Annotated in this window: 25 protein-coding genes and 1 pseudogene; 16 read left to right on the forward strand and 10 right to left on the reverse strand. The window is 42.2% G+C overall.

Going from position 1 to position 25898, the window contains the following annotated elements; translation table 11 throughout:
• On the forward strand, positions 1–246 hold a 246-nt coding region (locus FTV38_RS13380), incomplete at its 5' end, for a transposase family protein (protein WP_180022611.1).
• A 99-nt stretch (positions 247–345) separates the two neighbouring features.
• Here the strand turns inward: FTV38_RS13380 and FTV38_RS13385 are convergent.
• The 3 genes from FTV38_RS13385 to FTV38_RS13395 all read right to left on the reverse strand — a co-directional run bounded on the left by FTV38_RS13385 (position 346) and on the right by FTV38_RS13395 (position 1150).
• Complete coding sequence (locus tag FTV38_RS13385; RefSeq protein ID WP_168405434.1) at positions 346–543, reverse strand: hypothetical protein; 198 nt, start codon at positions 541–543, stop codon at positions 346–348.
• A 61-nt stretch (positions 544–604) separates the two neighbouring features.
• The gene (locus FTV38_RS13390; RefSeq protein WP_004761266.1) at positions 605–832 is read right to left on the reverse strand and encodes a hypothetical protein; all 228 of its coding nucleotides are present in this window, start codon (positions 830–832) and stop codon (positions 605–607) included.
• A 102-nt stretch (positions 833–934) separates the two neighbouring features.
• Positions 935–1150, reverse strand: a complete 216-nt coding sequence (locus FTV38_RS13395) for a cold-shock protein (RefSeq protein WP_004799092.1) — start codon at positions 1148–1150, stop codon at positions 935–937.
• Positions 1151–1680: 530 nt separating this feature from the next.
• Between FTV38_RS13395 and FTV38_RS13400 the strand changes: the two genes are divergently transcribed.
• The 8 genes from FTV38_RS13400 to FTV38_RS13435 all read left to right on the forward strand — a co-directional run bounded on the left by FTV38_RS13400 (position 1681) and on the right by FTV38_RS13435 (position 9807).
• Entirely contained in the window at positions 1681–2181 is a 501-nt protein-coding gene (locus FTV38_RS13400) for a lipocalin family protein (protein WP_373887017.1), read from the forward strand.
• A 137-nt stretch (positions 2182–2318) separates the two neighbouring features.
• Positions 2319–3305, forward strand: a complete 987-nt coding sequence (locus tag FTV38_RS13405) for an acyl-CoA desaturase (protein WP_180022731.1) — start codon at positions 2319–2321, stop codon at positions 3303–3305.
• Entirely contained in the window at positions 3302–4585 is a 1284-nt protein-coding gene (locus FTV38_RS13410) for an NAD(P)/FAD-dependent oxidoreductase (protein WP_180022732.1), read from the forward strand. The genes FTV38_RS13405 and FTV38_RS13410 overlap by 4 nt, the downstream gene beginning before the upstream one ends.
• A 9-nt stretch (positions 4586–4594) precedes the next feature.
• Positions 4595–5389: a DUF1365 domain-containing protein gene (locus tag FTV38_RS13415; protein ID WP_180022747.1), complete on the forward strand. Its 795-nt coding sequence runs from the start codon at positions 4595–4597 to the stop codon at positions 5387–5389.
• The gene (locus FTV38_RS13420; RefSeq protein ID WP_180022733.1) at positions 5386–6582 is read left to right on the forward strand and encodes a cyclopropane-fatty-acyl-phospholipid synthase family protein; all 1197 of its coding nucleotides are present in this window, start codon (positions 5386–5388) and stop codon (positions 6580–6582) included. The genes FTV38_RS13415 and FTV38_RS13420 overlap by 4 nt, the downstream gene beginning before the upstream one ends.
• A 25-nt stretch (positions 6583–6607) precedes the next feature.
• Positions 6608–7387 (forward strand): DUF1295 domain-containing protein, encoded by a 780-nt coding sequence (locus tag FTV38_RS13425; protein ID WP_180022734.1) that lies wholly within the window; start codon positions 6608–6610, stop codon positions 7385–7387.
• A gap of 8 nt (positions 7388–7395) precedes the next feature.
• On the forward strand, positions 7396–8445 hold the full coding sequence (locus FTV38_RS13430; RefSeq protein ID WP_180022735.1) for a cyclopropane-fatty-acyl-phospholipid synthase family protein: 1050 nt from the start codon (positions 7396–7398) through the stop codon (positions 8443–8445).
• A 39-nt stretch (positions 8446–8484) separates the two neighbouring features.
• Positions 8485–9807, forward strand: a complete 1323-nt coding sequence (locus FTV38_RS13435; RefSeq protein ID WP_373685452.1) for a sensor histidine kinase — start codon at positions 8485–8487, stop codon at positions 9805–9807.
• On the opposite strand, the gene FTV38_RS13440 is transcribed toward FTV38_RS13435, so the two are convergent.
• From FTV38_RS13440 to FTV38_RS13455, 4 genes are all read right to left on the reverse strand, one after another.
• Complete coding sequence (locus tag FTV38_RS13440; RefSeq protein WP_005177281.1) at positions 9804–10496, reverse strand: response regulator transcription factor; 693 nt, start codon at positions 10494–10496, stop codon at positions 9804–9806. The genes FTV38_RS13435 and FTV38_RS13440 overlap by 4 nt on opposite strands.
• Positions 10497–10507: 11 nt before the next feature.
• Positions 10508–11008 (reverse strand): chalcone isomerase family protein, encoded by a 501-nt coding sequence (locus tag FTV38_RS13445; RefSeq protein ID WP_005177287.1) that lies wholly within the window; start codon positions 11006–11008, stop codon positions 10508–10510.
• On the reverse strand, positions 10984–11556 hold the full coding sequence (locus FTV38_RS13450; RefSeq protein ID WP_180022749.1) for a nuclear transport factor 2 family protein: 573 nt from the start codon (positions 11554–11556) through the stop codon (positions 10984–10986). Before FTV38_RS13450 ends, FTV38_RS13445 begins: the two co-directional genes overlap by 25 nt.
• Positions 11557–11674: 118 nt before the next feature.
• Positions 11675–12556 carry a LysR family transcriptional regulator gene (locus FTV38_RS13455; RefSeq protein WP_180022736.1) on the reverse strand — a complete coding sequence of 294 codons (882 nt, stop codon included), beginning with the start codon at positions 12554–12556 and terminating at the stop codon, positions 11675–11677.
• Positions 12557–12658: 102 nt separating this feature from the next.
• Between FTV38_RS13455 and trpB the strand changes: the two genes are divergently transcribed.
• Complete coding sequence (gene trpB, locus FTV38_RS13460) at positions 12659–13870, forward strand: tryptophan synthase subunit beta (RefSeq protein ID WP_180022737.1); 1212 nt, start codon at positions 12659–12661, stop codon at positions 13868–13870.
• The gene (gene trpA, locus FTV38_RS13465; protein WP_180022738.1) at positions 13867–14655 is read left to right on the forward strand and encodes a tryptophan synthase subunit alpha; all 789 of its coding nucleotides are present in this window, start codon (positions 13867–13869) and stop codon (positions 14653–14655) included. Before trpB ends, trpA begins: the two co-directional genes overlap by 4 nt.
• A gap of 125 nt (positions 14656–14780) precedes the next feature.
• On the opposite strand, the gene ribA is transcribed toward trpA, so the two are convergent.
• Both ribA and FTV38_RS13475 read right to left on the reverse strand, forming a co-directional pair.
• Positions 14781–15383, reverse strand: a complete 603-nt coding sequence (gene ribA, locus FTV38_RS13470; protein ID WP_180022739.1) for a GTP cyclohydrolase II — start codon at positions 15381–15383, stop codon at positions 14781–14783.
• Positions 15384–15826: 443 nt separating this feature from the next.
• Positions 15827–16992 (reverse strand): IS3-like element ISAba22 family transposase gene (locus FTV38_RS13475; protein ID WP_180022740.1). Its coding sequence is split into 2 segments (ribosomal slippage): positions 15827–16734 and positions 16734–16992, totalling 1167 coding nucleotides; the frame shifts between segments, so codons are not numbered across the junction.
• A 720-nt stretch (positions 16993–17712) separates the two neighbouring features.
• Here FTV38_RS13475 and atzF point away from each other — a divergent pair.
• The 5 genes and pseudogenes from atzF to FTV38_RS13500 all read left to right on the forward strand — a co-directional run bounded on the left by atzF (position 17713) and on the right by FTV38_RS13500 (position 25074).
• On the forward strand, positions 17713–19527 hold the full coding sequence (atzF, locus tag FTV38_RS13480) for an allophanate hydrolase (protein ID WP_180022750.1): 1815 nt from the start codon (positions 17713–17715) through the stop codon (positions 19525–19527).
• Positions 19528–19547: 20 nt separating this feature from the next.
• A complete protein-coding gene (uca, locus tag FTV38_RS13485; protein WP_180022741.1) occupies positions 19548–23147 on the forward strand; it encodes an urea carboxylase in 3600 nt (1199 codons plus the stop codon).
• 2 nt (positions 23148–23149) lie between these two features.
• Complete coding sequence (locus FTV38_RS13490) at positions 23150–23839, forward strand: GntR family transcriptional regulator (RefSeq protein WP_180022742.1); 690 nt, start codon at positions 23150–23152, stop codon at positions 23837–23839.
• A 159-nt stretch (positions 23840–23998) separates the two neighbouring features.
• Positions 23999–24400: pseudogene (locus FTV38_RS18140) on the forward strand (guanosine-3',5'-bis(diphosphate) 3'-pyrophosphohydrolase); the annotation flags it as partial.
• 536 nt (positions 24401–24936) lie between these two features.
• On the forward strand, positions 24937–25074 hold the full coding sequence (locus tag FTV38_RS13500) for a hypothetical protein (protein WP_168379152.1): 138 nt from the start codon (positions 24937–24939) through the stop codon (positions 25072–25074).
• Positions 25075–25103: 29 nt separating this feature from the next.
• Here FTV38_RS13500 and FTV38_RS13505 read toward each other — a convergent pair whose 3' ends face one another.
• Positions 25104–25799 (reverse strand): pirin-like bicupin family protein, encoded by a 696-nt coding sequence (locus FTV38_RS13505; protein ID WP_168379153.1) that lies wholly within the window; start codon positions 25797–25799, stop codon positions 25104–25106.
• Positions 25800–25898 lie beyond the last annotated feature (99 nt).

A 25898-nucleotide genomic window follows, 5' to 3' on the forward strand; every position in this document is an offset into this window, starting at 1 on the left:
GGAATTTATACAGTGTATCCAAATAGCTTGTTGCCATTAAAAGCAAAGAAGCGCTGTAAACTGGATTCCGAACTAAAAATCTATAATCAGGAAATCAATAAAAGAAGAATTGGAATTGAGCATGTATTTGGCAGTTTGAAAACCTTCAAAATTCTTGCTGAGCGATATCGCAATCGAGGCAAAAGACTAGCATTAAGATTCAATCTAATTGCTGGAATTTATAACTTGGAGCTGAGTGAAAAATGACTTATGAAAGAAATCTATTAGTTATAAATAATATAAAGCTATAAGATATAAATATTTTTATATTATCGGCTTTGTTTTAGCTGTGAGTAGTTCATCGACTTAAATAATCTTGAAAATTTTTCCGCTAGAAGTACTTTGGAAAAACATTTCAAAGCTGGGCCGAATATCTTCACCATCCACGGTAATATATTTGACATGGGAACAAGACTGGCTAGCACTAAAATTGCGCTCAACCGTGGCCTGAATAGAATATTTGATACCAAATTGGTCTTTTACATTTAGATTTTGTTTAAACATTATTTTACCTTTAACAAGATTATGGAGCGGCTATGCAATTAATTAAGTAATATATTATTTTTTAAATAACTTTTTGATTTAGCTTGAATAATTGATTTAAAGACGTATAAAATGTACGACCATCTAAGTTTAAATCTACCTCAATTCCAGATTCCAGAAGAACTCTTTTACCCACTTCAATTTCTTTAAAACCTTGACGTGTATTCTGCATTTTATTTAAGGGAATTAAAGAAACGATAATTTCGGTACCATTTTTAGATTTTGCAATTAATTCATTAACTTTTAACAATTTGTATCCTATTTTTATGATTTTTTTCCAATATGGAACAACAACTTTTTTCTTTAAAATTAAAAAAGCACTGAGTAGTGCTTTTTCAACTCGTATTAGTGCTTATATAGCAACAATATTGACCGCATTCGGTCCTTTTTGACCTTGAGCAATACTAAATTCAACCTGTTGGCCTTCGAATAATGTTTTAAAACCTGAGTTAGCAATTTCACTAAAGTGCGCAAAAACATCTGGACCTGATTCTTGTTGAATAAAACCAAAACCTTTAGTTTCATTGAACCACTTAACGGTACCTTTAACAACATTTGAGTTTGACATAATAAATCCTACTGATTTTTTAATAATTTTTAGTCATTTTATTGACTGCATATAACTTTGAAAATAATAAAGAATGAAACTTAAAATCTGAAAAAAACGAAGAATTATGAATAAAACGACGATACTTAAGAGAGATTTAATGAAACAAGACTTTTTTCTAGTTGAGTTAACTATACCTTAAAAATAAAATTAATCAAGTTTTTTTATATGTATATTTAATTGCCTTATGAAAGATGATTAGATCAGGAATTAATATGTTGATCTAGTTGACTTTTTTAAATAATACTATCGACAATATTGCTACATTGAATCTAAAAAACCAATTTACCGCTTTAAAAGGGGGTACAAGAAGAGATGATTTTCCCCATTTTCTCAGGCTGTAAGATTGAAATTTCTCCTACCTTCATTCTGCATCTAATCTTCACGATTTGTTCACATCCGGCTGGGTTATGCTAATCCTGAAATCAAATAAGGCTTAAAAAATGAAGATGCTATTCAAGTCGGTTTTTGCAGTTACAGCGCTGACCATCATGAGCTTAAGCTTTACTGCCCGAGCTGAAACGGTTGCCCCTCAGGCAGTCGATCAGGTGGATATCCGGCAGTATGCGGGTAAATGGTATGAAATTGCGCATTTACCGATGTATTTTCAGCGTAAATGTGTCTCGGATATCTCGGCACAATACACTGTCAATGCCGATCAGACCATAGGCGTCTTAAATAGCTGCCGGATTGAAAATGGTGAAATGATCAGTTCTGAAGGGGTGGCCTATCCGCAAAATCAGGGCAACAGCAAACTGAAAGTCAGCTTTTTGCCGACAGGTTTAAGATGGATTCCGTTTACTAAAGGGCATTACTGGGTATTACGCGTGGATCCAGAATATAAAGTGGCGCTTGTCGGTGGACCGAGTACCAAATACCTGTGGATTTTATCGCGCGAACCGCAACTGGATGAAGCCACCTATCAGTCCTATCTGGATACAGCAAAATATTATGGTTATGACATCACAAAACTGATCAAATTGCCGCATTAATCTGTTACCCTTTTGCCGAACTGCTTAGTCTCTCTACAGTTCGGCTTTTTTTTATTTCACTTCACATAAAATTCATATCTGACTGATTAGACTCATCAAATAGAATAAAGACAACCGCTTAAAAGTAGGATGAGTCCATGTTGAAAAGCCTGATGCGATGGATAGACAGCTGGTCCATACACACATCGCCTGAAACGCTGACCGCTGAAAACAGCCAGATTCAGTGGCTCCGGATTTTGCCCTTTATTCTGTTGCATCTGGCCTGTCTCGCCGTGTTCTGGGTGGGGGTGTCATGGTTTGCGCTGGGCTTTATGCTGGCGTTCTACCTAATCCGCATGTTTTCCATCACCGCTTTTTTTCATCGTTATCTGTCACATAAAACTTTTCAGACTTCGCGTCCGGTACAGTTCCTGTTTGTGCTGATGGGTACCATGAGTGCGCAGCGTGGCCCGCTCTGGTGGGCGGCGCATCACCGTTATCACCATCGCTATACCGATACCTTGCAAGACCCGCATTCCTCCACGCATGGTTTTTGGTATAGCCACGTTGGCTGGTTTTTAAATGAATATAACTTTGCCACGCGAAAAGAAGTGATTAGAGATTGGCTGAAATATCCGGAACTGATCTGGATAGACCGTTTCAGTTTAATTGTGGTGCTGCTGACTGCCGGCGGGATTTATGCACTGGGGGAATGGCTGGCCACGGCTTTACCTCAACTCGGTACCTCCGGCCTGCAATTGCTGGTCTGGGGCTTTGTGGTCTCCACTGTGTTACTGCTCCATGCCACTTTGTGTATTAACTCACTGGCACATCATTACGGCAGCCGTGATTTTGATACGGACGATCACAGCCGCAACAATTTATTCCTGTCGATCATTACCTTGGGTGAAGGCTGGCACAACAATCACCATTATTATGCCGGCAGTACCCGGCAGGGTTTTTACTGGTGGCAGATTGATGTGACCTATTACCTGCTGAAACTCATGTCTTTGTTCGGGCTGGTCTGGGGACTTAAGCCGATTCCGGCACGTGTCTATGATGTCAGTAAAATTGCCCGGGCTCGGAAACAGAAAAAAGCTGCCAAGACCGACACTCAGACTATTCATTCAAAGGAATCACCATGAAAATTGCAATTATTGGTTCAGGTATTTCCGGTCTGTACGCTGCCTGGAAACTCAGCAAAGTGCATGAAGTCACAGTCTTTGAAAAGAATAACTACTTTGGTGGTCATACCGATACCCATCAGCTGAATATCGATGGTGAACAGGTTGCGGTAGACAGTGGCTTTATCGTGTTTAATGAGCATAACTATCCGCTATTCTGCGCCATGCTAAAAGAACTTGGGATTCAATCGCAAAGCAGTGACATGGGCTTTTCGGTGAATAATCAGGTCACTGGCTTACAGTACAATCCTTCAAAAAAATTCTCGTTATTGTTCCGACCTCAAAACTTTTTTAATGCAGATTTTCGTGCGATGTTGTCGGATCTGTTCCGCTTCTATGCCGCCAATAAAGATCTGGATGTCGAGCATGTCGATGCACAGCTCAGTATTGATGAGTATCTGGATCGGCATGGCTATTCCGAAGCCTTCCGTCATGAACATCTCTATCCGATGTGTGGAGCGCTGTGGTCCTGCCCGGTAGAACAGGCCGGACAGATTCCGTATAAGTTTGTGGTGAGTTTTTTCCAGCATCATCGCATGTTGCAGCTCAAAGACCGTCCTTTATGGCTGACGGTCAAGGGTGGATCAGCTCGCTACGTCCGTGCCATTCAGGCCCAGTGCAATATCACGCTTCGTAAAACTGCTGTGCATCAGGTGTCTCGCAGTGCCAATGATGTGCTGATTGAAACCCAACAGGGCAGCGAGCGTTTTGACTGGGTGATTTTCGCCAGCCACGCCGATGACAGCCTGAAACTGCTGAAAGACCCGACCGCGCAGGAGCTGGACGTGCTAGGCAAGTTCCGCTATCAGGATAACCGCATGGTGGTACATTCCGATACCTCTATCATGCCCAAATCCCGTCGCCAGTGGGCCAGCTGGCATGTACACGTCACGCCGACTCAGGTCACTGAACAGACGCCATTCCAGCACAGTGGCACACATTATGGCTTTAGCTACTGGATGAACCAGTTGCAGAACCTGAACTGCAAAACCCAGGTCTTTGCCACCCTGAATCCTAATTTTGCCCTGAATCCAAAAAAAGTCTGGGTAGAACGACATTACCGTCATCCGGTGTTCGATGCCCCGGCGATTGAAGCACAGCAACGCTGGGCCGAGGTCAACGGCCAAAACCGCACCTCATATTGTGGAGCTTACTGGGGTTGGGGCTTTCATGAGGATGGGGCGCGTAGCGCATTATGGGTAATCGATCAGCTATTAAAACAGGCTGAACAGGCAGCCTAGGAGCGCATGATGCAGATGTATCCACTGGCGATTGCCACTGCTGAAATCCGGCATCGACGTTATTTGCCCCAAGCCCATGCTTTTAGAACCCAGCTGAGCTATCTATGGTTTGATCCAGATCAACTCGCGACGTTTACCGGAAAATCCTGGCTGTGGTCATCTAACCGCTGGAATTTCCTGACCCTAGATGAGCGCGATTTTCTGACTATGGAATGTGGCTCGATTCGGCAGAAGATTGCACGCCTGCTGATCAAGCGGGAAAACTATCTGTTACCGCATGCCGCTTCCATCCGGGTGCTGGCCTTGCCGCGCACACTGGGTTTCCGTTTCAATTCCGTAGTGTTTTATCTGGTCTTTGGTGCCACCGACCAGTTGCTCTTTGTGCTGAGTGAAATCACCAACACACCGTGGAATGAACGACAGGTCTACATTCACGACTGCCGGAACAATGCAGACGAACATGCGCCGTACCAGAGTCACCAGTTTGACTTTAAAAAGGCCTTTCATGTGTCGCCGTTCATGCCGATGGGGCTGGATTATCGCTGGCGCTTCAGCTTTTCGGATCGGCAGAACGTGATTCATATGCAGCTGTTTGAGCAGGGAATCTTGCAATTCGATGCCACCCTGAAATTTTCCTTGCAGGCCATCACGGTTCCTTCACAGCAGCATCGCTATGCTGTAATGAAAGTTCTTGAACCCTTCAGGATGGTCAGCGGAATTTATCTGCACGCCTTTCGTTTATGGAAAAAGAAAGTTCCATTTTACCGACATCCTAAAAAAGAAAAAGGAAACACATTGCGATGAAGACACTATTCATGGGAGAGCAAAGCACACTGCCGGTGGTACTGCGCCACCTGCTGAAATTACGCCATGGTCAGCTGATTTTTAAAGGCGTCTGGAACGGGGCTGTCGGGGAAAATAGCGATTTACAGGCGGTGATACAGGTGCATGATGTTCGTCTGATGGATCTGCTGTTCCGTAATGGTGTACTGGGTGCTGCCGAAGGTTTTATCCGTGGCTACTGGAGCAGTGAAGATCTGGTCGATGTGATCCGCATTTTGGCACGTAACCGCGATGTGCTGGACCAGATGAATCAGAATGCAGTGGCCAAAGCCAGCCAGTTACTGTTAAAGGTCTGGTATAAATCGCGCAAGAATTCGATTGATGGCAGCCGCAAAAATATTGCCGAGCATTATGACCTGAGCAATGACTTTTTCAAGCTGTTCCTAGATTCCAGCATGATGTATTCCAGTGCGGTGTTTAAAGAGCCAGGCATGACCCTGGAACAGGCTTCGGATTATAAAAAAGAACTGATTTGCCAGAAACTGCAACTCAAACCGATGGATCATTTGGTTGAAATTGGCAGCGGCTGGGGCGGTTTTGCCATTTATGCGGCTCAGCATTATGGCTGTAGGGTGACTACCATTACCATTTCCAAAGCTCAGTACGATGAAGCACTCGCCCGAGTTGCTGAAGCAGGGCTGTCTCATCGGGTGTCTGTACAGCTTCAGGACTACCGTTTACTCGAGGGCAAATACGACAAGCTTGTGTCGATTGAAATGATTGAAGCAGTTGGTGAGCAATATTTATCAACTTATTTCCGAAAATGCCGCGAGCTCCTCAAGCCGAATGGTCTGGCCTTGATACAGGCGATTACGATTGAAGATGCACGCTATATTAAAGCTTTAAATACGGTGGATTACATCAAGCGTTATATTTTCCCCGGTAGTTTTATTCCATGTATCAGTGTTATGACGCAAACGGCTTCTGAGCAAAAACTTCGTCTCAAACATCTGGAAGATATTGGTCAAAGCTATGCACAAACCCTGAAGTGTTGGCGTCAGCGTTTCTTGCAGCAGCATGATCAGGTACTTGGGCTTGGCTTTGATGAGCGTTTTATCCGCATGTGGGATTTTTATCTGTGTTATTGCGAAGGTGGCTTCCGCGAAGGCGTGATCAGTGATGTACATCTGCTGTTCGAAGCCAGTGTCTACTAAGCCAAGATAAAGCAGGAGGGCTGACATGCTGCTGAATTTACTGGTGCTGAATGTCTTCATTATGCTGTGTAGCTGGCTGCTGGTGACCTATAACCAGCGTGCCGGACTGGTCGATGTAGCGTGGAGTTTCAGTATTGCACTCAATGTGATTATTGCCGCTTGGGCGATTGACAGTGCACCGATGTTGGTTCGCTTATTTCTGGGACTGGCGAGTGGGATCTGGTTTTCACGGCTGACTTGGCATCTGTTACGGCGCTATGCCAGTGAAACCCAAGAAGACACGCGTTATGCCAACATGCGCCGCGCGATGGGGGACTATCAGCATCTTGGTTTTCTGGTGTTTTTTATATTTCAGGCAGGTTTGGCGCTACTGTTTTCTTACCCAATGCTGAAGTTGTTAAGTATCTCGACCGAGCAATGGAATGACTGGACTTTGGTCACTGTGATTGTGGCGGGCATGATCATGCTATCTGCTTTGATAGGTGAAAGCACTGCCGATCAGCAACTTTACCGTTTTAAGCTAGATCCACAGAATCAAGGTAAAACCATGGATCAGGGCTTGTGGAAATATTCGCGCCATCCGAATTATTTTTTTGAATGGCTGCATTGGTTTGCCTATCCAGTGCTCGGTTTGGCAGCAGGATGCTATGAATTATGGATATATCCACTGCTGATGTGGCTATTCTTGTACTACTTTACAGGTATTCCATTTAGTGAAAAACAGGCGCTCGCCCACCGTGGCGACAACTATAAAGACTATCAACGACGAACTTCAATGTTTATTCCGTGGCCACCCAAAGAGTAGGTAAATACATGGACTTTATGATTCAAAAAACCTTAGAACTGATCGAAAATGGCAAGGTGCCAGACCCAGTGATTCGTGCAGGCATTCGTACTTTAAGCAAAAAACGTTTGGCACAAGAAGGTCGGTTTAACCCCGCATTGGCAGCGCAGCGCTATATGGATGTGCTGACCATGCTGAAAAACAGCGAAATTGCTATTGAGACAGACAAAGCCAATGAGCAGCATTATGAACTGCCGACCGCATTTTTTCAGGCAGTACTGGGCAAGCGTCTGAAATACAGTGCCAGCCTGTTTGAACATACTCATACCACGCTGGATCAGGCGGAAGAAGCGGCACTGGCCAGCTATTGCCAGCGTGCACAGTTAAAAGATGGACAGGATATTCTGGAAATTGGCTGTGGCTGGGGATCTTTGAGTCTGTATATGGCCGAGCATTATCCCAAGGCCCGTATCACGGTGGTGTCGAATTCCTCGACCCAGCGCCAGTATATTCAGGAACAGGCGCGTCTGAAAAAACTGCAGAACCTGACGGTGATCACCTGCGACGTCAATGTGCTGCAACTGGAACCCGCGTCCTTTGACCGCGTGGTTTCGGTGGAAATGTTTGAACACGTACGTAATTACCAGAAACTGTTTGAAAATATCAGCAGCTGGCTGAAAGCGGATGGTCTGCTCTGGTGCCATATTTTCTGTCACCGTTTCCTGCATTATCCGTTTGAAGTGAAAAATGAATTCGACTGGATGTCGAGATATTTCTTTAGTGGCGGACTGATGCCGGCAGCTTCGACCTTTCTGCATTTCCAGCAGCATTTGCAATTAGAGCAGCACTGGCAATGGACTGGCACGCAGTATGAACGCACCGCAAATGCCTGGCTGGAGAACATGGACCGGAAACAGGTCGAGCTGCAGCCCCTGTTTGAACAGACCTATGGTGCAGATGCCGCCATCTGGTGGCAACGCTGGCGGATTTTCTTTATGGCCTGTGCCGAGCTGTTCGGTTATGAGCATGGACGCGAGTGGGTGATCGGTCACTTTCTGTTTAAAAAGAAAACCGTATAATTGAATGGCGAATCGGATGGGCCAGCGGGGAATGCACCAATGTTAAAGCTGTTCAGGGACAAACACGATCATCCTCTGGGTGAGGTGTTTAACCGCTATTACTGGCTGCAAATCGGATTCATTGCCCTGTCTGTGGTGATCGGGATTGGCTGTAGTGCTTGGGTAATCAAGGGTTCCCTGCTCAGAACTGCGCTAGAACAGGAAATGTCACACTACTGGCAGCGGCTGGAACGTAATCCGGCTGCTGAACTGCCCGACACCAAAAACCTGTATGGTTACCGCTGGAGCGATGTGCCGCCAGTCCAATTTCGCCACATGCAGCTTGAGCAAGGGGTGAACCGGCATTTTGTCGATGGCAAGGAGCGCATGACCGTGTATGGTGAAAAAGACGGACAGCATGTGCTGCTGGTGTTTGGCGAAAGCAACGTCAACAAGCTGGTCTGGCTGTTTGGCCTGGCACCGCTGATGGTCAGCCTGTTTGTGCTATATAGCGTATTGTGGTGGTGGAACCGTCGGGCCCGACGTTATTTTTCCCCGATTACCCGGTTGGCCAATGCGCTGGAACATATCGACTGGGAACATCAGAAAAATCAGGCTTCGCCTTTTCAGGACATCCGCACCGACTCCAATCTGGAAGCTGAATACCTCAAGCAGGCGCTGGAAAAATATCATCAGGTATTAAGCGAATTTATTCAGCGTGAGCGTGAATTTACCGGAGATGTTAGCCATGAGCTGCGCACGCCACTGACCATTTTAAAAGGCAATGTGCAGCTGTGTCAGGCACGCTATGGCGACAACAAGTCCTTTACCCGCCTGCATAACACCATTGAAGACATGCAGCTGCTGGTCGATACCTTGCTGGCCATTGCCCGCAATACCACCAATACTTTAACTGCTGAACCGACCATGCTTTCTGAATGTCTGGACAATCTTGTGCAGGATCTGGAGAGTGTCAGTCATAACAAAGGCATGCAGATAGACCTGCAAAAAGACCTCGATGAACAGCCGCGTAAACTTTATCCATCCATGACCAAAATGGTGTTTGGCAATATTCTGCGCAATGCGCTGAACTATTCACAGGGCACAGAAATTGATGTGATTATGGAAAAAAATAAAGTACTGATTGCTGACAATGGAGTCGGCATGCCTTTACCGAATAACTCCAAAGTTCAGGAACTGTCTGGTCAGCAGCTACAACTGGAAATCAAAGGGCATGGTATTGGATTGCAATTGGTGCAAAAGCTATGCAAACAGCTAGGTTGGCGTGTGGAGCTGTTTGACAGGCAATATTATCTTGACACTCATCAGAATGTTGATCTAGCAATGACCACTGGACTGATTGTTGTTGTGTACCTAAATTAGGCTTCATCTTCGAAAGCAATCTTTAAACCAATCCCAGATATGGTGTGAATCAGCTTTTGTTCAAAGGGTTTATCGACCATTTTGCGTAAATTATAGATATGACTGCGCAGAGCATCACTTTCTGGCTCTTCGTCACCCCAAAGCTGCATCATAATTTCCTGTTTGGTCAGTACTTTAGGAGAATGTCGCATTAGTAGCTTCAAAAGTTTAAACTGAATCGGAGGCAATTCAATGTTCTGCCCAGCTCGAGTTAGCTGTTGTGTTGCTGGGTCCAAAATTAGGTCATGAATTTGCAGACGACTGCTAGATACTTCACCCAGGGAACGTTTGATCAGGGCCTTGACCCGAACCACTAGCTCGTTAAAGTCAAAGGGCTTGACCAGATAATCATCCGTGCCGGAATTGAAGCCTTTAAGTTTGTCATCCAAGGTATCCCGAGCGGTAAGCATCAAGACAGGTAAGTCCAACCCCTCTTCATTGCGTAACCACTCGCACAATTCATAACCAGAACCATCAGGCAAATTAATGTCTAGTAGCAAGATATGGTAGCGTTGCTGTTTCAGTAATTGTCTAGCAGCACTCAGATTGCGGGCGTGATCGACCACAAAGCCATGTTCTTCAAGAAACTCGCATAGGGTAGAGGCCAGTTCATAATGGTCTTCAACCATCAGGATAAAATGTTTCGACATAGCGGCAGACACTAATTTAATAATTGCTGTTTTAATTTAGCACTAAATGGCTGGGGACCCAGCCATATATTAAAATATTGTTGTGCCAGAGGATGTTTAAGCTGCCCTAAACTTTGCTGGTTCAAAGATAAGCTCAGGGTCTGTGTAGCATGGTTGTATTTTAAACGGTAGAGGTCGCCTGATCTGACCGGACGATACAAATCGGTGATTGGGTTGAATAGAGCATGTATTTTTGCGTCTTTAACATTACGTTTCAGTAAATGTGTGGCCGCACGCTTAAATGCCCATTCCGGAATATTCTGTGTATAGGAAAAGTCCATCTGTATATTTTGTTTTTCCCAGGACTGGCTACAGTTTTGGGCAAAATAACTGGCCATACCTACCTGTTTTTGACCCACCATCAGCGGACCATTGCCGCATTGATTCAGGCTTTGTGCCTGTGCCCATGGACAGAAGCTACATCCCATCACTAACGCTGTACTAATCGCTATTTTTTGAAAGGCAGTAGCCATGAGTAGACCCCTCCAACATAAGGCAGGGAACGGTACAGGCCATTCGCAGGGTCCCAGAAATCCTGCTGGAAAATAATCTTCTTGTTTTCGTTGATCTTGATTTCACTGATACCGTAAGAGTCCATACTGCGGGTCGTGCCGAACAATTTAAAATCATAGGCCATATGCCAGTGCACATAGGCAGAGTCCTGATGATAAGAAGCGTTTAACAGCTTGACGCTGACCTTGCTGACCCGTTTGTTCATGCCTTGAAAGTGCTCGAGTAGATTTTGACGGGATGAAAATTGCGATAGCGTATCGTTAATAAACAGCTGGTCGGCATACAGTGCTCCAGCATTTTCAACGAATTCAGGTGTGCCCAAGGTATTAAAGGCTGAGGTAAAGCGGAGGCCGATATCCTGAGCTTTAGCCTGATCCAGCGCTATCCCCTGAATACTGTTTCTGGATTGGGCGTAATCGGCTGAATAACTGGGAATACTTTTACATCCGGCTAACAACAGAAGCGGCAAGGATAAGGCTGTAGCAATTAGTGTTTTTACAAGTCTCATCATCAGTGTCCGTATGAAGTGTATGTTTATACCTTAGGCAGCACAGCGTGAACAGAATGTGAAATAGACGTTATAAATGAGCAATTGAATAGAATTTTTCAAATCAAAGATTAAATGTTTAACTTTTTTCTTCGGCCATTAACCAATCAATGATATTCATAACATCACGATTTTCGTTATTTTTTCTGACCATTGCATAAAAATTATAGTCACAATAGATAAAACCAAAAGGGGCAATGATCTTTCCATTTAACATTTCTTTTTCTACTAGAATTTGAGGTGCTATGGCAATTCCTAACCCAGACACGGCAGCTTCTATCATTAAATTCAGACTATCAAAATAACGGTCATTGGATTTTGGGGAAAAGCTTATTTGAAACTGATCAAACCATGTATGCCATGCACTTTTATTTGAGTGGGTATGAAGTAATGGATAGTTTAAAAGATCATTTACGGAATGAAGAAGATTTATTTCACGATTACAAATAGGACCCATGTTATCGGGAAATAACAGATATTTATTCAAAAAGTTGGGAAGTAGATGATGCTCACTGACGCTATTGATAAATATGTCAACTTTCTCTTTTTCTAACAATCTTAAGTCATTACATGTCATTAATTTGATATGGATATTGGGATAAATGACTTCGAGCTTTTCTAATCGGGGAATCAGCCAATTTGCCATAAAACTATGAGAAGCGCCTATTACCACCTCTACCTCTGATGTTTTATTTGTTAACTCAAAGACACATTGTTCTAAACGATTAAAAAATTGCGTACAAACGAGCGATAATTCTTCGGCATCCGCCGTCAGAGAGATGGTCGAGGAATGTCGAATAAACAATTTTTTATCCAACCATTCTTCTAACTGCTTTATTTGATGGCTAATCGCGCTATGGGTTACACATAATTCTTCCGCAGCTAAGCTGAAACTTTTATTTCTGGCGACAGCTTCGAAAGCTTTTAAAGCATTAAGAGGAGGTAATGTTCTGCGTTTCATGTTGTAAAATTTTCTAACACCATAAGCTCAAAATATATCAATTATCATCAAAATGAAAATATTTTAAGATCGAACGTGTTTTGATAGTAAAAGAGATATGAGATGACAACCCCTTATACAGGTAATGGTCCTGATGACTTGGGATTTTTTGGTAAATTTGGCGGATGTTACATGCCAGAGAGCTTAATGCCAGCACTTCAAGAATTAGAGCAAGCCTTTAATATTGTTCGGCACAAACCGGAATTTTGGGCTGAATATCAGCAGATTTTAGCGGACTTTGTTGGTCGTCCTAGTCCTCTTTTTTATGCAAAAAATCTAACAGCTTATGCAGGCGGCGCTCGAATATATTTCAAGCGAGAAGATTTGAACCATACGGGTGCGCATAAGATCAATAATTGTGTAGGGCAAATCTTATTAGCCAAATTTATGGGCAAAACCAGAATCATTGCAGAAACTGGTGCTGGACAACATGGTGTTGCAACAGCAACTGTTTGCGCACTGTTTAAGATGAAATGTACCATTTTTATGGGAGAAACAGACATTCAGCGCCAACAAATGAATGTTGAACGCATGAAATTACTTGGTGCTGAAGTCAGAAGTGTTCAAAAAGGGCGTGGGACTTTAAAAGATGCGATGAACGAAGCATTACGTGACTGGATTCGTCATGTGGATACAACCTATTACCTATTGGGTACGGGTGCAGGCCCTCATCCATATCCCACCATTGTGAGAGAATTTCAGAAAATTATTGGTTTAGAAGCCAGAAATCAAATACTCCTGAAAGAAAATAGACTGCCTGATGCTCTAGTTGCTTGCGTTGGCGGGGGATCAAATGCACTAGGGTTGATGTATCCTTTTCTAGAAGACCTGAATGTCAAAATGTTTGGCGTTGAGGCAGGTGGAAAAGGAATAAATAGCGATGAACATGCCGCCTCTATTTGCAAAGGTCAGGTCGGTGTGCTGCATGGCAATTTAACCTATTTATTACAAGACTTAGATGGGCAGATTTTAGAAGGGCACTCTATATCAGCTGGCTTAGATTATCCTGGTGTTGGTCCAGAGCATGGTCTTCTGTTTGAAACAGGACGCGTGACATACACGGCTATAACCGACCAAGAAGCTGTAAATGCATTTCAGCTTTTAAGCCAACGGGAGGGCATTATTCCTGCTCTTGAGAGTTCCCATGCGATTGCGTATGCGATTCAACTTGCTCAAGAAATGCAGCCAGAACAGATCATTATTGTCAATTTAAGTGGCAGAGGTGACAAAGACTTAAACACGGTCAAAAAATATCTTGCAGGAGCTACAGCATGAACCGTCTAGATCAAACATTAGAGCAATTGAAACTGGAAAATCGAAGCGGTCTGGTCTGTTATTTTACTGCTGGAGATCCTAATTTCACAGAAAGTTGTCATCTGTTAAGCCAATTGGGTCAAGCAGGGGCTGACATTATTGAAGTGGGTATTCCATTTTCTGATCCAGTGGCAGATGGAGAGATCATTCAGGCAGCGCATCTTCGGGCTTTAGATGCAGGTCAAACGCTAAAACAGACCATTGAGTTGGTAAAAGTAATCAGGCTGCATGATGACCAGACACCAATAATTTTCATGACTTATTTAAATCCGATGATGCAATATGGTTTTGAGACACTTATCGCCGAAACAGAAAATCTTATAGATGGAATATTGATTTTAGATGCTCCATATGGATATCGAGAAAACTTTGAAGTGCAATTAAATGAAAAAAATATGCATTTAATTGCAATGACCGCGCCGACGACCCCAGTTGAAAGGTTAGAGCAAATTTCAGCGCGCGCGACAGGGTTTTTATATCATGTTGCAGAAAATGGATTAACAGGAGGAGACTTCAATCTATCTAATCTTGAGAAAAAGATAACTGAAATTAAGCCAATTTTTAATATTCCAGTTGCAATTGGCTTTGGGATCAAAAATGAAAGCCATGTTAAAGCACTAGCCAATAAAGTAGATCTTATTATCATTGGCTCAGCGCTTGTCGATACTTTTTTTAATAAGGGAATGAATGCTACTTTAGAAAAAGTGACGGTTTTTGCACAGATACTGAGACAAAATAAAGAATAGTCAGGCAGCTTTCATAAATCTTCTTTAAAACCATAATTGAATATAAAACAATATTTTATCTTGTCCTTCTCCCGAAAGGGAGATGGAACTTTATACGTGGATATTTTTCTAAAAGTGATCGCTTTTTAAAAATCACTATTATCATATAGATGTGACATGCGTTTTTGCTTTGTCTCTAGATAAGCTTTGTTAAAAATATTTAAGCCAACTTTTAATGGAATCCGTTCAACAACATTAATTCCTAAATCAGTTAAAGATTTAATTTTAAGCGGATTATTTGTAATGAGTTTTACATTCTTTATTTTTAAATAATCTAACATAATGGTGCACATGTCATATTTACGAGCATCTGCTGGTAAATTTAATAATAAATTGGCGTCAAGAGTATCATGTCCTTGGTCTTGAAGTGCGTAAGCTCGAATTTTATTGGTTAGTCCTATGCCGCGACCTTCTTGGCGTAAGTATAAGATCACACCTTGACCTGCATCATTAATCATTTTCATGGTTGATTGTAATTGAGGTCCACAGTCACATTTCAGTGAAGCAAAAGCATCACCTGTTAAGCATTCTGAATGTATTCTGACTAGTAGAGGTTGATTTGGACCAGCATTCATCCCTTTAGTAAGAGCGATATGTTCTTCACCAGTACGTTGGTCTTGAAACGCTATAATTTCAAAATCGCCAAACGCAGTAGGTAATTTTGATTTAGAAACAAATTCTATAGCCACAGAAGAATACACCTATATAAATTTATATTTGATACAATTTACTTAATCTATCTTAAAAGCATTGGCCGAATTTTTTGCAGTTATAAATTTCAGCGTTTTACTCTCAATTAAAGAGTATGTATCTGATAGTGAATTTTATGTGAAATGTTATTTAGAATATTTTTATTAGCGTTCTGCTTTGTTGCAAAAACACTCAAAAGCTGAGGCTTGTCTAAACCATCAATATTTAAGATAAGTTGGTTTTTTTTGTATAGTTAATTAAATTTATTGAATAAGTTAATAAAATTAGGTTTGTGGTAAGGTCAATTCTTTGTATGATAGATTCTATGTGTAGGCTTCTTCATTCTGAAATTATATTGCTGAACAATTTTTTGATAACAGCATTAGGCAACAAGGCTCTATGATATACGCTGAATTATCAGGAGACTTTCCCTTGGGAGATTCTAGGCAGCCAACTTATAAAAGTCTTCGGCCATTTGATTTGGTGTCTTAAAACCCAAACCCTTTTGAATTCTTCGATGATTATAAAATAACTCAATGTATTTTATAATATCTGCTTTGGCTTCTTCTCTGGTTTGATAGTTGTAATGATGCACTAACTCATTTTTCAGTATTCCCCAAAAGCTTTCAATCGGTGCATTATCGTAACAGTCTCCGCGCTTGCTCATTGAACCTTGAAAACCATATTGCTCAAGTATATTTCGATATTCATGGCTGCAATATTGACTTCCTCTGTCTGAATGCACAATCAGTTCTTTGGTTGGTTTTTGATTGTGAATAGCCATATTTAGCGCATTACAAACAAGCTGTGTTGTCATGCGCTCATTTAAGCTATAGCCAACCACTTGCTTCGTGTAAAGGTCTTTTACCGCTGCTAAATACAGCCATCCTTCAACAGTCCATATGTACGTAATATCACTTGACCATGCTTGATTTGGTCTAGTCATTGAGAATTGTTGCTCCAGCAGGTTTTCATAGATCGCTCGATTATGGTCACTATTCGTAGTCCTTTTAAAACGCTTGTGTCGCTTACAATACAGGTGGTTCAGCGCTTTTATCTGACGTATAGCGTACATACTCATTTTTATACCCTGAGCTTGTAAGTATTTGGTTAATCGAATATAACCATAGCTCTGCCTTGTCTCCTCATGGGCTATTTTCACCAATATCGTCTGTTGATTTCGTTGAATCGTTCTTTTGCTCACGCCTCTCTTGAGCCAATCATAAAAACATGAAACTGAAACATGAAGTAATCGAGCCATTAAGGTAATTGGAAAAGAATATCTTTTTTGTTTCATATAGGCGTACCTTACTGACTTTCTTTGGCAAAGTACGCTGCTGCCTTTTTTAAAAATTCACGTTCCATTTCAGCTATTTTGAGCTGTTGTTTGAGTTTTTTATTTTCTTCGAGTAGAGCGTTTAGATCAGGTGAATACTGTTTTGTACCTGCTAAAGTTCCAGCCTTTGCTTTGGTATTCCAATTTGAAAGAGTTTGCATTGAAATGCTAAGTTGTCTAGCTGTTTCCGAGACATTGCCTTGATTGGCTTCAATTAATTTGATGGCTTCAGCTTTAAATTCTGTGGTGTAAGTCTTGTGTTTCTTGCTCATGGTAAACTCCTGATGAGTGTGTTTAGTTTACCAAGTTAAAACCTCCTGTTTTTTCAGCACACATCAGGTAGTCGTAGCACCTGAAATCAATATATTTCGTTGGTGGTAATGACCTACATTGCCATCATCAATATTTTTTAGAATGCTGAATTTTTACGGTATTTTTTGCGGTACAATGATGTGGGTTGGGTTTAAATATTTATAATAAACAATTGGTTAAATTGTATTTACGGTGCGCGCTGAGCGCACCATTTTTTAGTTTTGATTGTTGAACTAAATTTTGCGAATCAATAGCTTTTATTATTACTACTTTTCTATTCAACCCGATCAATCTCAAAGCCCAATATTGCTTTAGCCATCATTGATGTATCTTTTTCTATATATAAAATTCAAAATATTTCTCAGTTCTTTTTATTCTAAGTTCAAAGTCATACAAAACATCTAAATTGAAAGCTTATAAAGAGTGAAAATAGAAAGTTCACTGTATTTATATCTGCATCTAAATGAAAAGAATCTATTGAAAACACGATTATAAAAGTCATGCACCAAAATAGTGGAGCTTGGAAACTTAATAGAACACTTATCGTTTTGTATTGCCTAAATAAAATAGGAAAACGATTGGTGTTTTAGTATTAACATACTGAAAAATAACAAAAAATTAATTTTGGCATAATGTGTGCAATACAGTATTCAAACTTGGATACAAGAATGAGCACATCAATGAACTCAATAAAAACTTTAGGCTGGACTTTAGCGGAATGGAAAGCGGGCTACGCGAATAACACACTTCAACTTGAAGACTTATATGCCTTAGTTGAGCAATTTGATCATGCAGACCCAGCATGGATTTCAATTGCATCGATAGAACAATTAACTTCCCAGATTGAAGCTTTAAAACAAATTGAAAATGCGACTGCCTTACCTTTATTTGGTGTGCCTATTGCAGTGAAAGACAATATAGATGTGGCGGGCTTTGCATCGACGGCTGCATTTAAATTATTTACGGACATAAAAACTGATGATGCCTATGTGGTGCAGCGCTTAAAACAAGCGGGTGCGATTATTGTAGGCAAAACCAATTTAGATCAATTCGCTACTGGTTTAGTGGGTACACGTTCGCCATTTGGTGCCGTGCCAAATACTTTTAATCCTGACTATGTAAGCGGTGGTTCAAGCTCTGGTTCAGGCAGTGTGGTGGCGCGTGGTTTAGTCCCGATTGCACTCGGTACAGATACAGCAGGCTCAGGGCGTATACCTGCAGCTTTCAATAATATTGTCGGTTTAAAGCCAACCAAAGGCCGCTTTTCAAATACAGGCTTATTGCCTGCCTGCAAAAGCCTCGATTGCATTTCAATTTTTGCCTTAACCGTCGCTGATGCAACTGCTGTGGCAGAAGTTATGGAAGGTTTTGACGTAGCTGACAGCTATTCACGTGTGAATCCCGCAACAGCGCCTGCAAAGTTCAGTGCACAATTAAAGTTAGCCATTCCAAAACAATTAGAATTTTTTGGTGATGCTCAATCGGCGGATGCATTTCAGCAAGCATTAATTGAATTAAAAAACTTAGGGGCAGAACTAACTGAAATTGATTTCAGTGCTTTTAGTCAATTGGCGAGCCAACTTTACCAAGGGTCATGGGTTGCAGAGCGTACTGCTGCAGTTGCAGACTTATTAGAAACATCGGTACAAGACTTTGATCCAACAGTTTTAGAAATTATTCAAAAAGGCCAGCAGTACACTGCGGTTGATGCTTATAATGCCGAATATTTAAAGCAAGAATTGGCTCGAGACATTCAGCAAACCTTAGCGCAATTTGATGCCTTAGTGGTGCCAAGCTCGCCAACCATACACACGCTTGCAGAAATGGCTGAATCGCCAATTGAAAATAATAGCCACTTTGGCACCTATACCAACTTTACCAATTTAGCAGACCTCAGTGCCATCGCTGTACCTGCAGGCTTTCGTGCCGACGGGCTGCCTTTTGGAATCACATTCATTGCACCGGCTTGGCACGATACGGCTTTAGCAGATTTTGCCGAAAAATGGCAAAAGCATTTGAAATTACCACTCGGTGCAGTAGCTAAAACATTGCCTGAAGCAAATTCAGTCATGTCTGCACCATCCGCACAACATTTTCGAGTTGCAGTCGTAGGCGCACATCTCACAGGCATGCCACTCAATTTCCAACTGACAACACGCCAAGCCGTGCATGTTGAAACCACAACGACTTCTGCTGATTACGCCCTCTATGCACTGCCGGGCACTGTACCGCCGAAACCAGGTTTAGCTCGTCAGGAAGCGGGTCAAAAAATTATTGTCGAGCTTTGGGATATTCCAAAAGCACGCTTTGGTGAATTTGTCGCTGAAATTCCAACCCCACTTGGTATGGGCAATGTTGAGCTTGCCGATGGACGTTGGGTGAAAGGCTTTATTTGTGAACCTTATGGCCTAAACGGTGCAAAAAATATTAGTGAATTTGGCGGCTGGCGCGCTTATATCCAATCACTGCAAGCAACAACAGCAAAATCAAATTAAAAAAATTCGGGGAAATAATCATGTTTAAAACAGTTTTAATTGCAAACCGTGGTGAAATTGCTGTTCGTGCGATTCGTACATTAAAGAAACTCGGTGTTCAGTCGGTTGCCGTATATTCAGAGACAGACCGTTATGCACAACATGTCTTAGATGCAGATGTGGCGGTTTCACTTGAGGGCATCAAACCTGCAGAGACTTATTTAAGTATTGAAAAATTGATTCAAGCAGCCAAACAAACTGGCGTTGAAGCAATATTTCCAGGTTATGGTTTTCTATCTGAGAGTGCTGATTTTGCCCGTGCATGTGAGGAAAATGGTATCGCCTTTATGGGGCCAACGGCTGAACAAATTTTAGAATTTGGTTTGAAGCATCGTGCACGTGAATTGGCTGCGGCAGCCAATGTGCCCATGACACCGGGTACAGGTTTATTGGCAAGTTTAGATGAAGCACTCGCATCTGCGGCAGAGATTGGCTATCCCATCATGCTGAAAAGCACCGCTGGCGGTGGTGGGATTGGTTTAACCCGCTGTGATGATGAGCAATCATTAAAAGATGCGTATGAAAGTGTAAAGCGTCTAGGCGAGCAGTTCTTTAAAGATGCGGGTGTGTTTCTCGAACGTTTTGTCGATAAAGCTCGTCACGTAGAAGTACAAATTTTTGGTGATGGTTTAGGTCAAGTCGTTGCCTTTGGTGAGCGTGACTGTTCATTGCAGCGCCGTAACCAAAAAGTGGTGGAGGAAACACCAGCACCGCATTTACCAGAAGCGACCCGTCAAAAATTGCACCGTGCTGCTGTAGAGCTCGGACAATTGGTGAAATACCGCAGCGCAGGCACAGTTGAGTTTATCTATGATGCTGCCCGTGATGAAGTGTATTTCCTTGAAGTGAATACCCGTTTGCAGGTTGAACATCCAGTCACTGAAATGGTGACGGGTTTAGATCTGATTGAATGCATGCTCAAAGTGGCGGCAGGTGATGCTTTAGATTGGGAAAAACTCAGCAATATTCAGCCCAATGGCGCTGCCATTGAAGTGCGAATCTATGCGGAAGACCCAGTGAAAAACTTCCAGCCAAGTCCGGGTGTACTCACGGATGTGTATTTCCCTGAAGACATCCGTGTGGATACGTGGGTATCTACAGGCACTGAAATTTCACAATATTTTGACCCGATGATTGCCAAAATTATTGTGCATGCAGCAGACAGAGACAGTGCGATTGCTAAGCTAAAAACAGCCTTGGCTGAAACCCGCCTGAATGGCATCAGTACCAACTTAGACTATGCGCATACCGTAGTATCAGATGCACGCTTTGAAAATATGCAAATCTGGACACGTCTGCTGGATGATTTTAAATACGTTCCAAATGTGATTGAAGTGCTACAACCGGGAACGCAAAGTACGATTCAAGACTATCCGGGGCGTGTGGGCTATTGGGATATTGGTGTACCGCCATCAGGCCCGATGGATGATTATGCATTTCAATTGGCCAATAAAGTTGTGGGTAATCCAAAATCGGCAGCAGGCTTTGAATTTACCTTACAAGGGCCAAGTCTAAAATTTCATGCCGATAGCATCGTAGCCTTAGCAGGTGCGCCATGCAGCGCGACTCTAGATGGAGTAAATGTCGATTTTTGGCAGCCGATCAGCATCAAAGCCGGGCAAACTTTGGCACTCGGACAAGTTGAATCAGGTTGCCGTACTTATCTTGCAATCCGCAACGGACTAAATGTACCTGAATATCTAGGCAGTCGTTCAACCTTTGCATTGGGTAATTTTGGCGGTCATGCAGGACGAGTGCTGCGTGCAGGCGACATGATTAAAATGGTTAATCCAAGCCTGCCTTTAGATGGACTGGAAATTGCTACAGCAGCACCACAAGCTTTGGCAGCAGAGCGTATTCCAAGCTATGGCAAAGAATGGAAAATTGGCGTGTTGTATGGTCCGCATGGTGCACCAGATTTCTTTAAACCTGAATATATTGAAGAATTCTTTGCTTCAACATGGAATGTGCACTTTAACTCAAACCGTTTAGGTATTCGCCTAACAGGCCCGACACCATGCTGGGCACGTGAAAATGGCGGTGAAGCAGGTTTGCATCCATCCAATGTGCATGACTGTGAATATGCTATTGGGGCGATTAACTTCACTGGTGATTTTCCCGTGATTTTGGCTAAAGATGGCCCAAGCCTCGGTGGCTTTGTTTGCCCAGTCACCATTGCCAAAGCAGAACTTTGGAAGATTGGTCAACTGAAGGCAGATGACAGCATCAGTTTCTATCCAATGAGTGTGGAACAAGCCAATGCCTTGGAAGTTCAGCAAATTGCCGATATTCAAAACTTTGCTCAAGCACCTGAAAAGTCAGAGTTGGTCAATTTTGAATGCAAGCCTGAAGGGATATTGGCTGTGCGTGAAGCGGATGCACATGCGCCAAAAGCGGTCTATCGTCAGGCAGGTGACAGTTATATCTTGTTGGAATATGGCGAAAATGTCCTCGATCTTGCATTACGCTTACGTGTTTATCGACTGATGCAGCTCATTCGTGAAGCGAACATTGATGGCATTTTAGAGCTTTCACCAGGTGTACGTTCACTGCAAATTAAATATGATGGATTACGTTTCAGCCAAGCGAATTTGATTCAGTTCTTATTGGGTCTGGAAAATGAAATGGGCGATTTGAGCCAAATCAAAATTCCATCCCGTATTATTCACCTACCGATGGCATTTGAGGACACAGCAACTTTAGGTGCTGTAGAACGCTATCAAGAAAGTGTTTGTGCCAAAGCGCCGTGGTTACCAAATAACGTCGATTTCATTCAGCGTATTAATGGTTTAGATAGCCGTGAGCAAGTCAAAGACATTATTTTTGATGCCAATTACCTGATTTTAGGTTTGGGCGATGTGTATTTAACTGCACCTTGTGCCGTGCCAATTGATCCGCGTCATCGTTTGCTCAGCTCGAAATATAATCCTGCACGTACCTTTACTGCAGAAGGGACTGTCGGTATTGGTGGTATGTACATGTGTATTTATGGCATGGACTCACCGGGCGGGTATCAGTTGATTGGCCGTACATTGCCTATTTGGAATAAGTTTAAAAAGAACAAGCAGTTTGGCGATCAGCAATGGTTCTTACGCTTCTTTGATCAAATTAAATATTATGAAGTAACCGAAGCTGAACTGGATCAATTCCGTGCTGACTTTGCCAATGGTGTGGCGGAAATCAAAATTGAAGAAACTGAATTTGATTTTGCAGCCTATCAAGCCTTTTTGGAAACAGAGAAGGACAGTATTGCCGAGTTTAAAGCGCAGCAGCAACAGGCATTTACTACTGAAGTTGAACGCTGGAAAGATGAGTTTGATGCACCTGCGGAAATGGAAATCCTGCAAGATGATACCGACTATAGCCAATTTGCAGCCTTGAATGCGTCGATGACTGGCAACATTTGGAAAATTTTTGTCGAAGCTGGACAGTCTGTGAAGAAAGGCGATACTGTAGCCATTATTGAAGCGATGAAAATGGAGCTTCCAGTCTATGCCGATGATGATGGTATCGTGAAAGCGATTATCTGCCGTGCAGGACAAACGGTACATAGCGGTGAACCGCTGGTTTATATGGAATAAACATGACCACAACCACCATTGTTGGGAAAAGCTCAGACAACTTGTCTGAGCTGGTTTTCCAAAAAATAAAAAACGATATTTTTGATTTCCAGCTCAAACCGGGCGCACGTTTTACCGAATCTGAAATTGCCGAATTATATGAAGTAAGCCGTACACCCGTACGGCAGGCTTTATACCGTTTACAGCAAGATGGCTATGTAAGAGTACATTTTCGTAGCGGTTGGGAAGTGAAGCCGCTGAACTTTAGGGCTTATGAAGAATTGTATGATTTACGGATTTTGCTGGAATGCTATGCCATTGAGCAGCTCTGCAAAATGGAACCAGAACAACTCAAACAGGCTTTACAGGACTTAGTAAATGTGTGGTGTATTCCTCCTGAGCAGTTTTTGCATGATTTAAAAACTTTATCGATGCAAGATGAAGCATTTCACTGCCAATTGCTTGAAGCAATCGGTAATAGTGAAATGGCGAAAGTGCATCGGGATGTGAGTGAAAAAATCCGTATTATTCGACGTTTAGATTTTTCTAAAGATTATCGAATTGAAGCCACTTATGCAGAGCATCAACAGATTTTACAATTGATCCTTGGACATAATGTGACAGCGGCATTGGAGAAAATGCGCAGCCATATTCAGCAAAGTAAAAAAGAGGTGAAAAAAATTACTTTGGAAATGTTGGCGCGAATGGCATAGAAGTATTTGCAAAAGATCTACCTCACGGAAGTCTTGGAAAACATGCATTTTATCGAGTCAAGTTGTGTCGTTCGGGTCGCGCTTAAAGCTAAAAATATCTGTATTCATTGGTTAATATGATGGAGAAAAATAAAAAAGACCACGAAGGGGAGATTCTTTATTTCAACTTTAGAAAACGCGATTTCTTTGGCGACTGAACGCCATTTCGGACAAGTCGATAAAGCGGGTCAAGCCTATATTCAGCATCCACTTCGTGTGATGCAAAATGTGCAACATCCCGATGCTAAAATCGTCGCTGTATTACATGACATTTTAGAAGATACAGAGACAACGACGGATGAGCTTCGCGCTATGGGTTTTCAAACGCATATTATTGATGCGATACAGGCACTGACAAAAGCAGCAGGTGAGAACCGATTTCGAGCTGCGCAGCGTACCGCTAAAAATGTAATTGCGTGTGAAGTGAAACTTAGTGATTTGCATGACAATATGGATTTATCGCGCTTAACTTCGGTCACAGCAAAAGATCGACGTCGGTATCAACAATATGTCAAAGTTAAACGTAGATTAGAGCGTGCTCGGAGCGTCCATTTACATCTGATCGATTTAAATCTAACAACAGATTATCCGAGATTTCAATTTCAAAGTTCACAGCAAAATTTTCAGTATCTGCTCAATGCGATGTTTGATCTAGAGCATTCATTAGGTGGCGTTCAGATTGGAAGTCCACAGGAGTGGTGGATTTTATTTGAAGATGTCAGCGCATATTTTGCATATTGCCAAAGAAAGGGAGTGGTTCCTAACCAAGCAACGTTCTTCGATTTAATTTTAAACACAGATCGGGACTATTTCGGTGGCATCTTTCAATCTGAACAAGATCGGCAATTATTTTTCTCTATGTTTAACGTCTTTATGCAAAATCATTTTTATCGCGTGGAAACTGAAGGCTGATTAGATAGATTGCATCAGCAATAGAATAAAATCACCTTTGATTGATGAATTTTATCTAGATAATTAGATGCTGAGTGTCATTTAAGAATATCTCGAAATGCTTGATTTCGAGACGTTTAAAGTGATTCCATCCATTGACATCTCCAATGAAACATGTGGCCATGCTTGCTGAGCCTTATGCCTCAATCCTACATGGCATCATGGTGGCTGCAGGGTTTATCATTCCAACTTTGGTGTTGATGTGGTTGTATAAACGAAGTGAACGCCTGAGCCAAGCGACATAAAAAAAGCCCTCACATTTGAGGGCTTTTTTTTATTTTACTTCAGGTAAATCAAACCAAATCACTTGAGCATCTTCAAGCGCTTCAATTTGGCTATCTTCTAAGAACGCAATTGCACCACCAGCTTCAACTTTATGTTCAGCAATTTGCACTGAACCTGAAATAACATGGATATAGTTGATATGCTGCGTTGCATGGATATCTAAAGATTGACCTTTCGTCAAAAATGCAGATTTAACTTCCGCTTGCTGGCGAATATGCATAGCTGCATTGTCATTTGGACCGACAATTAAATGCCATTGATTGGGTTGATCGCGTGGATCACATTTAATTTGTTGATAGGTCGGTTCAGCATCACGTTCATTTGGAACGATCCAAATTTGTAGTAAATGTACATCTTCATCACCTTGGTTCATTTCGCTATGACGCACACCTGTACCTGCGCTCATCAGCTGCCATTCACCCGCAGAAATGCCACCATGGTTGCCCATGCTGTCTTTATGCGTAATGGTACCTTTTAACACACAAGTTAAAATTTCCATGTTGTCATGTGGGTGTTGACCGAAACCTTCATGTGCTGCAATTAAGTCATCATTAATTACACGAAGCGCACTAACGCCCATGTATTTCGGGTCATACCAGTTACCAAAAGAAAAGCTGTGTTTAGACTCAAGCCAGCCCATTTTTACGTGACCACGGTTTTCACTTGGATGTAAAAAAGCATTCATGGCATTCATCCTTATCTTAATTATTGAACATATGCCTATTTTAGGATTGAACTAAATAGTGATATATAGTTTTTTAGCGACAATTCATCCTATTTTTGC

Origin of the sequence: Acinetobacter sp. YH16044 (genome assembly GCF_013417145.1) — a bacterium.
In the GTDB taxonomy this organism is placed as follows: domain Bacteria; phylum Pseudomonadota; class Gammaproteobacteria; order Pseudomonadales; family Moraxellaceae; genus Acinetobacter; species Acinetobacter amyesii.

Excerpts from the sequence above, each read along its gene's own strand:
- FTV38_RS13410 (WP_180022732.1), top strand. The coding sequence starts at position 3,302 with ATGAAAATTGCAATTATTGGTTCAGGTATTTCCGGTCTGTACGCTGCC.
- FTV38_RS13455 (WP_180022736.1), bottom strand. The coding sequence starts at position 12,556 with ATGAAACGCAGAACATTACCTCCTCTTAATGCTTTAAAAGCTTTCGAA.
- atzF (WP_180022750.1), top strand. The coding sequence starts at position 17,713 with ATGAACTCAATAAAAACTTTAGGCTGGACTTTAGCGGAATGGAAAGCG.
- FTV38_RS13400 (WP_373887017.1), top strand. The coding sequence starts at position 1,681 with ATGAGCTTAAGCTTTACTGCCCGAGCTGAAACGGTTGCCCCTCAGGCA.
- FTV38_RS13450 (WP_180022749.1), bottom strand. The coding sequence starts at position 11,556 with ATGAGACTTGTAAAAACACTAATTGCTACAGCCTTATCCTTGCCGCTT.
- FTV38_RS13425 (WP_180022734.1), top strand. The coding sequence starts at position 6,608 with ATGCTGCTGAATTTACTGGTGCTGAATGTCTTCATTATGCTGTGTAGC.
- FTV38_RS13395 (WP_004799092.1), bottom strand. The coding sequence starts at position 1,150 with ATGTCAAACTCAAATGTTGTTAAAGGTACCGTTAAGTGGTTCAATGAA.
- FTV38_RS13405 (WP_180022731.1), top strand. The coding sequence starts at position 2,319 with ATGTTGAAAAGCCTGATGCGATGGATAGACAGCTGGTCCATACACACA.
- FTV38_RS13420 (WP_180022733.1), top strand. The coding sequence starts at position 5,386 with ATGAAGACACTATTCATGGGAGAGCAAAGCACACTGCCGGTGGTACTG.
- trpB (WP_180022737.1), top strand. The coding sequence starts at position 12,659 with ATGACAACCCCTTATACAGGTAATGGTCCTGATGACTTGGGATTTTTT.
- FTV38_RS13430 (WP_180022735.1), top strand. The coding sequence starts at position 7,396 with ATGGACTTTATGATTCAAAAAACCTTAGAACTGATCGAAAATGGCAAG.
- FTV38_RS13500 (WP_168379152.1), top strand. The coding sequence starts at position 24,937 with ATGAAACATGTGGCCATGCTTGCTGAGCCTTATGCCTCAATCCTACAT.
- FTV38_RS13385 (WP_168405434.1), bottom strand. The coding sequence starts at position 543 with ATGTTTAAACAAAATCTAAATGTAAAAGACCAATTTGGTATCAAATAT.
- FTV38_RS13415 (WP_180022747.1), top strand. The coding sequence starts at position 4,595 with ATGCAGATGTATCCACTGGCGATTGCCACTGCTGAAATCCGGCATCGA.
- FTV38_RS13435 (WP_373685452.1), top strand. The coding sequence starts at position 8,485 with ATGTTAAAGCTGTTCAGGGACAAACACGATCATCCTCTGGGTGAGGTG.
- FTV38_RS13505 (WP_168379153.1), bottom strand. The coding sequence starts at position 25,799 with ATGAATGCTTTTTTACATCCAAGTGAAAACCGTGGTCACGTAAAAATG.
- uca (WP_180022741.1), top strand. The coding sequence starts at position 19,548 with ATGTTTAAAACAGTTTTAATTGCAAACCGTGGTGAAATTGCTGTTCGT.
- trpA (WP_180022738.1), top strand. The coding sequence starts at position 13,867 with ATGAACCGTCTAGATCAAACATTAGAGCAATTGAAACTGGAAAATCGA.
- FTV38_RS13445 (WP_005177287.1), bottom strand. The coding sequence starts at position 11,008 with ATGGCTACTGCCTTTCAAAAAATAGCGATTAGTACAGCGTTAGTGATG.
- FTV38_RS13490 (WP_180022742.1), top strand. The coding sequence starts at position 23,150 with ATGACCACAACCACCATTGTTGGGAAAAGCTCAGACAACTTGTCTGAG.
- FTV38_RS13440 (WP_005177281.1), bottom strand. The coding sequence starts at position 10,496 with ATGTCGAAACATTTTATCCTGATGGTTGAAGACCATTATGAACTGGCC.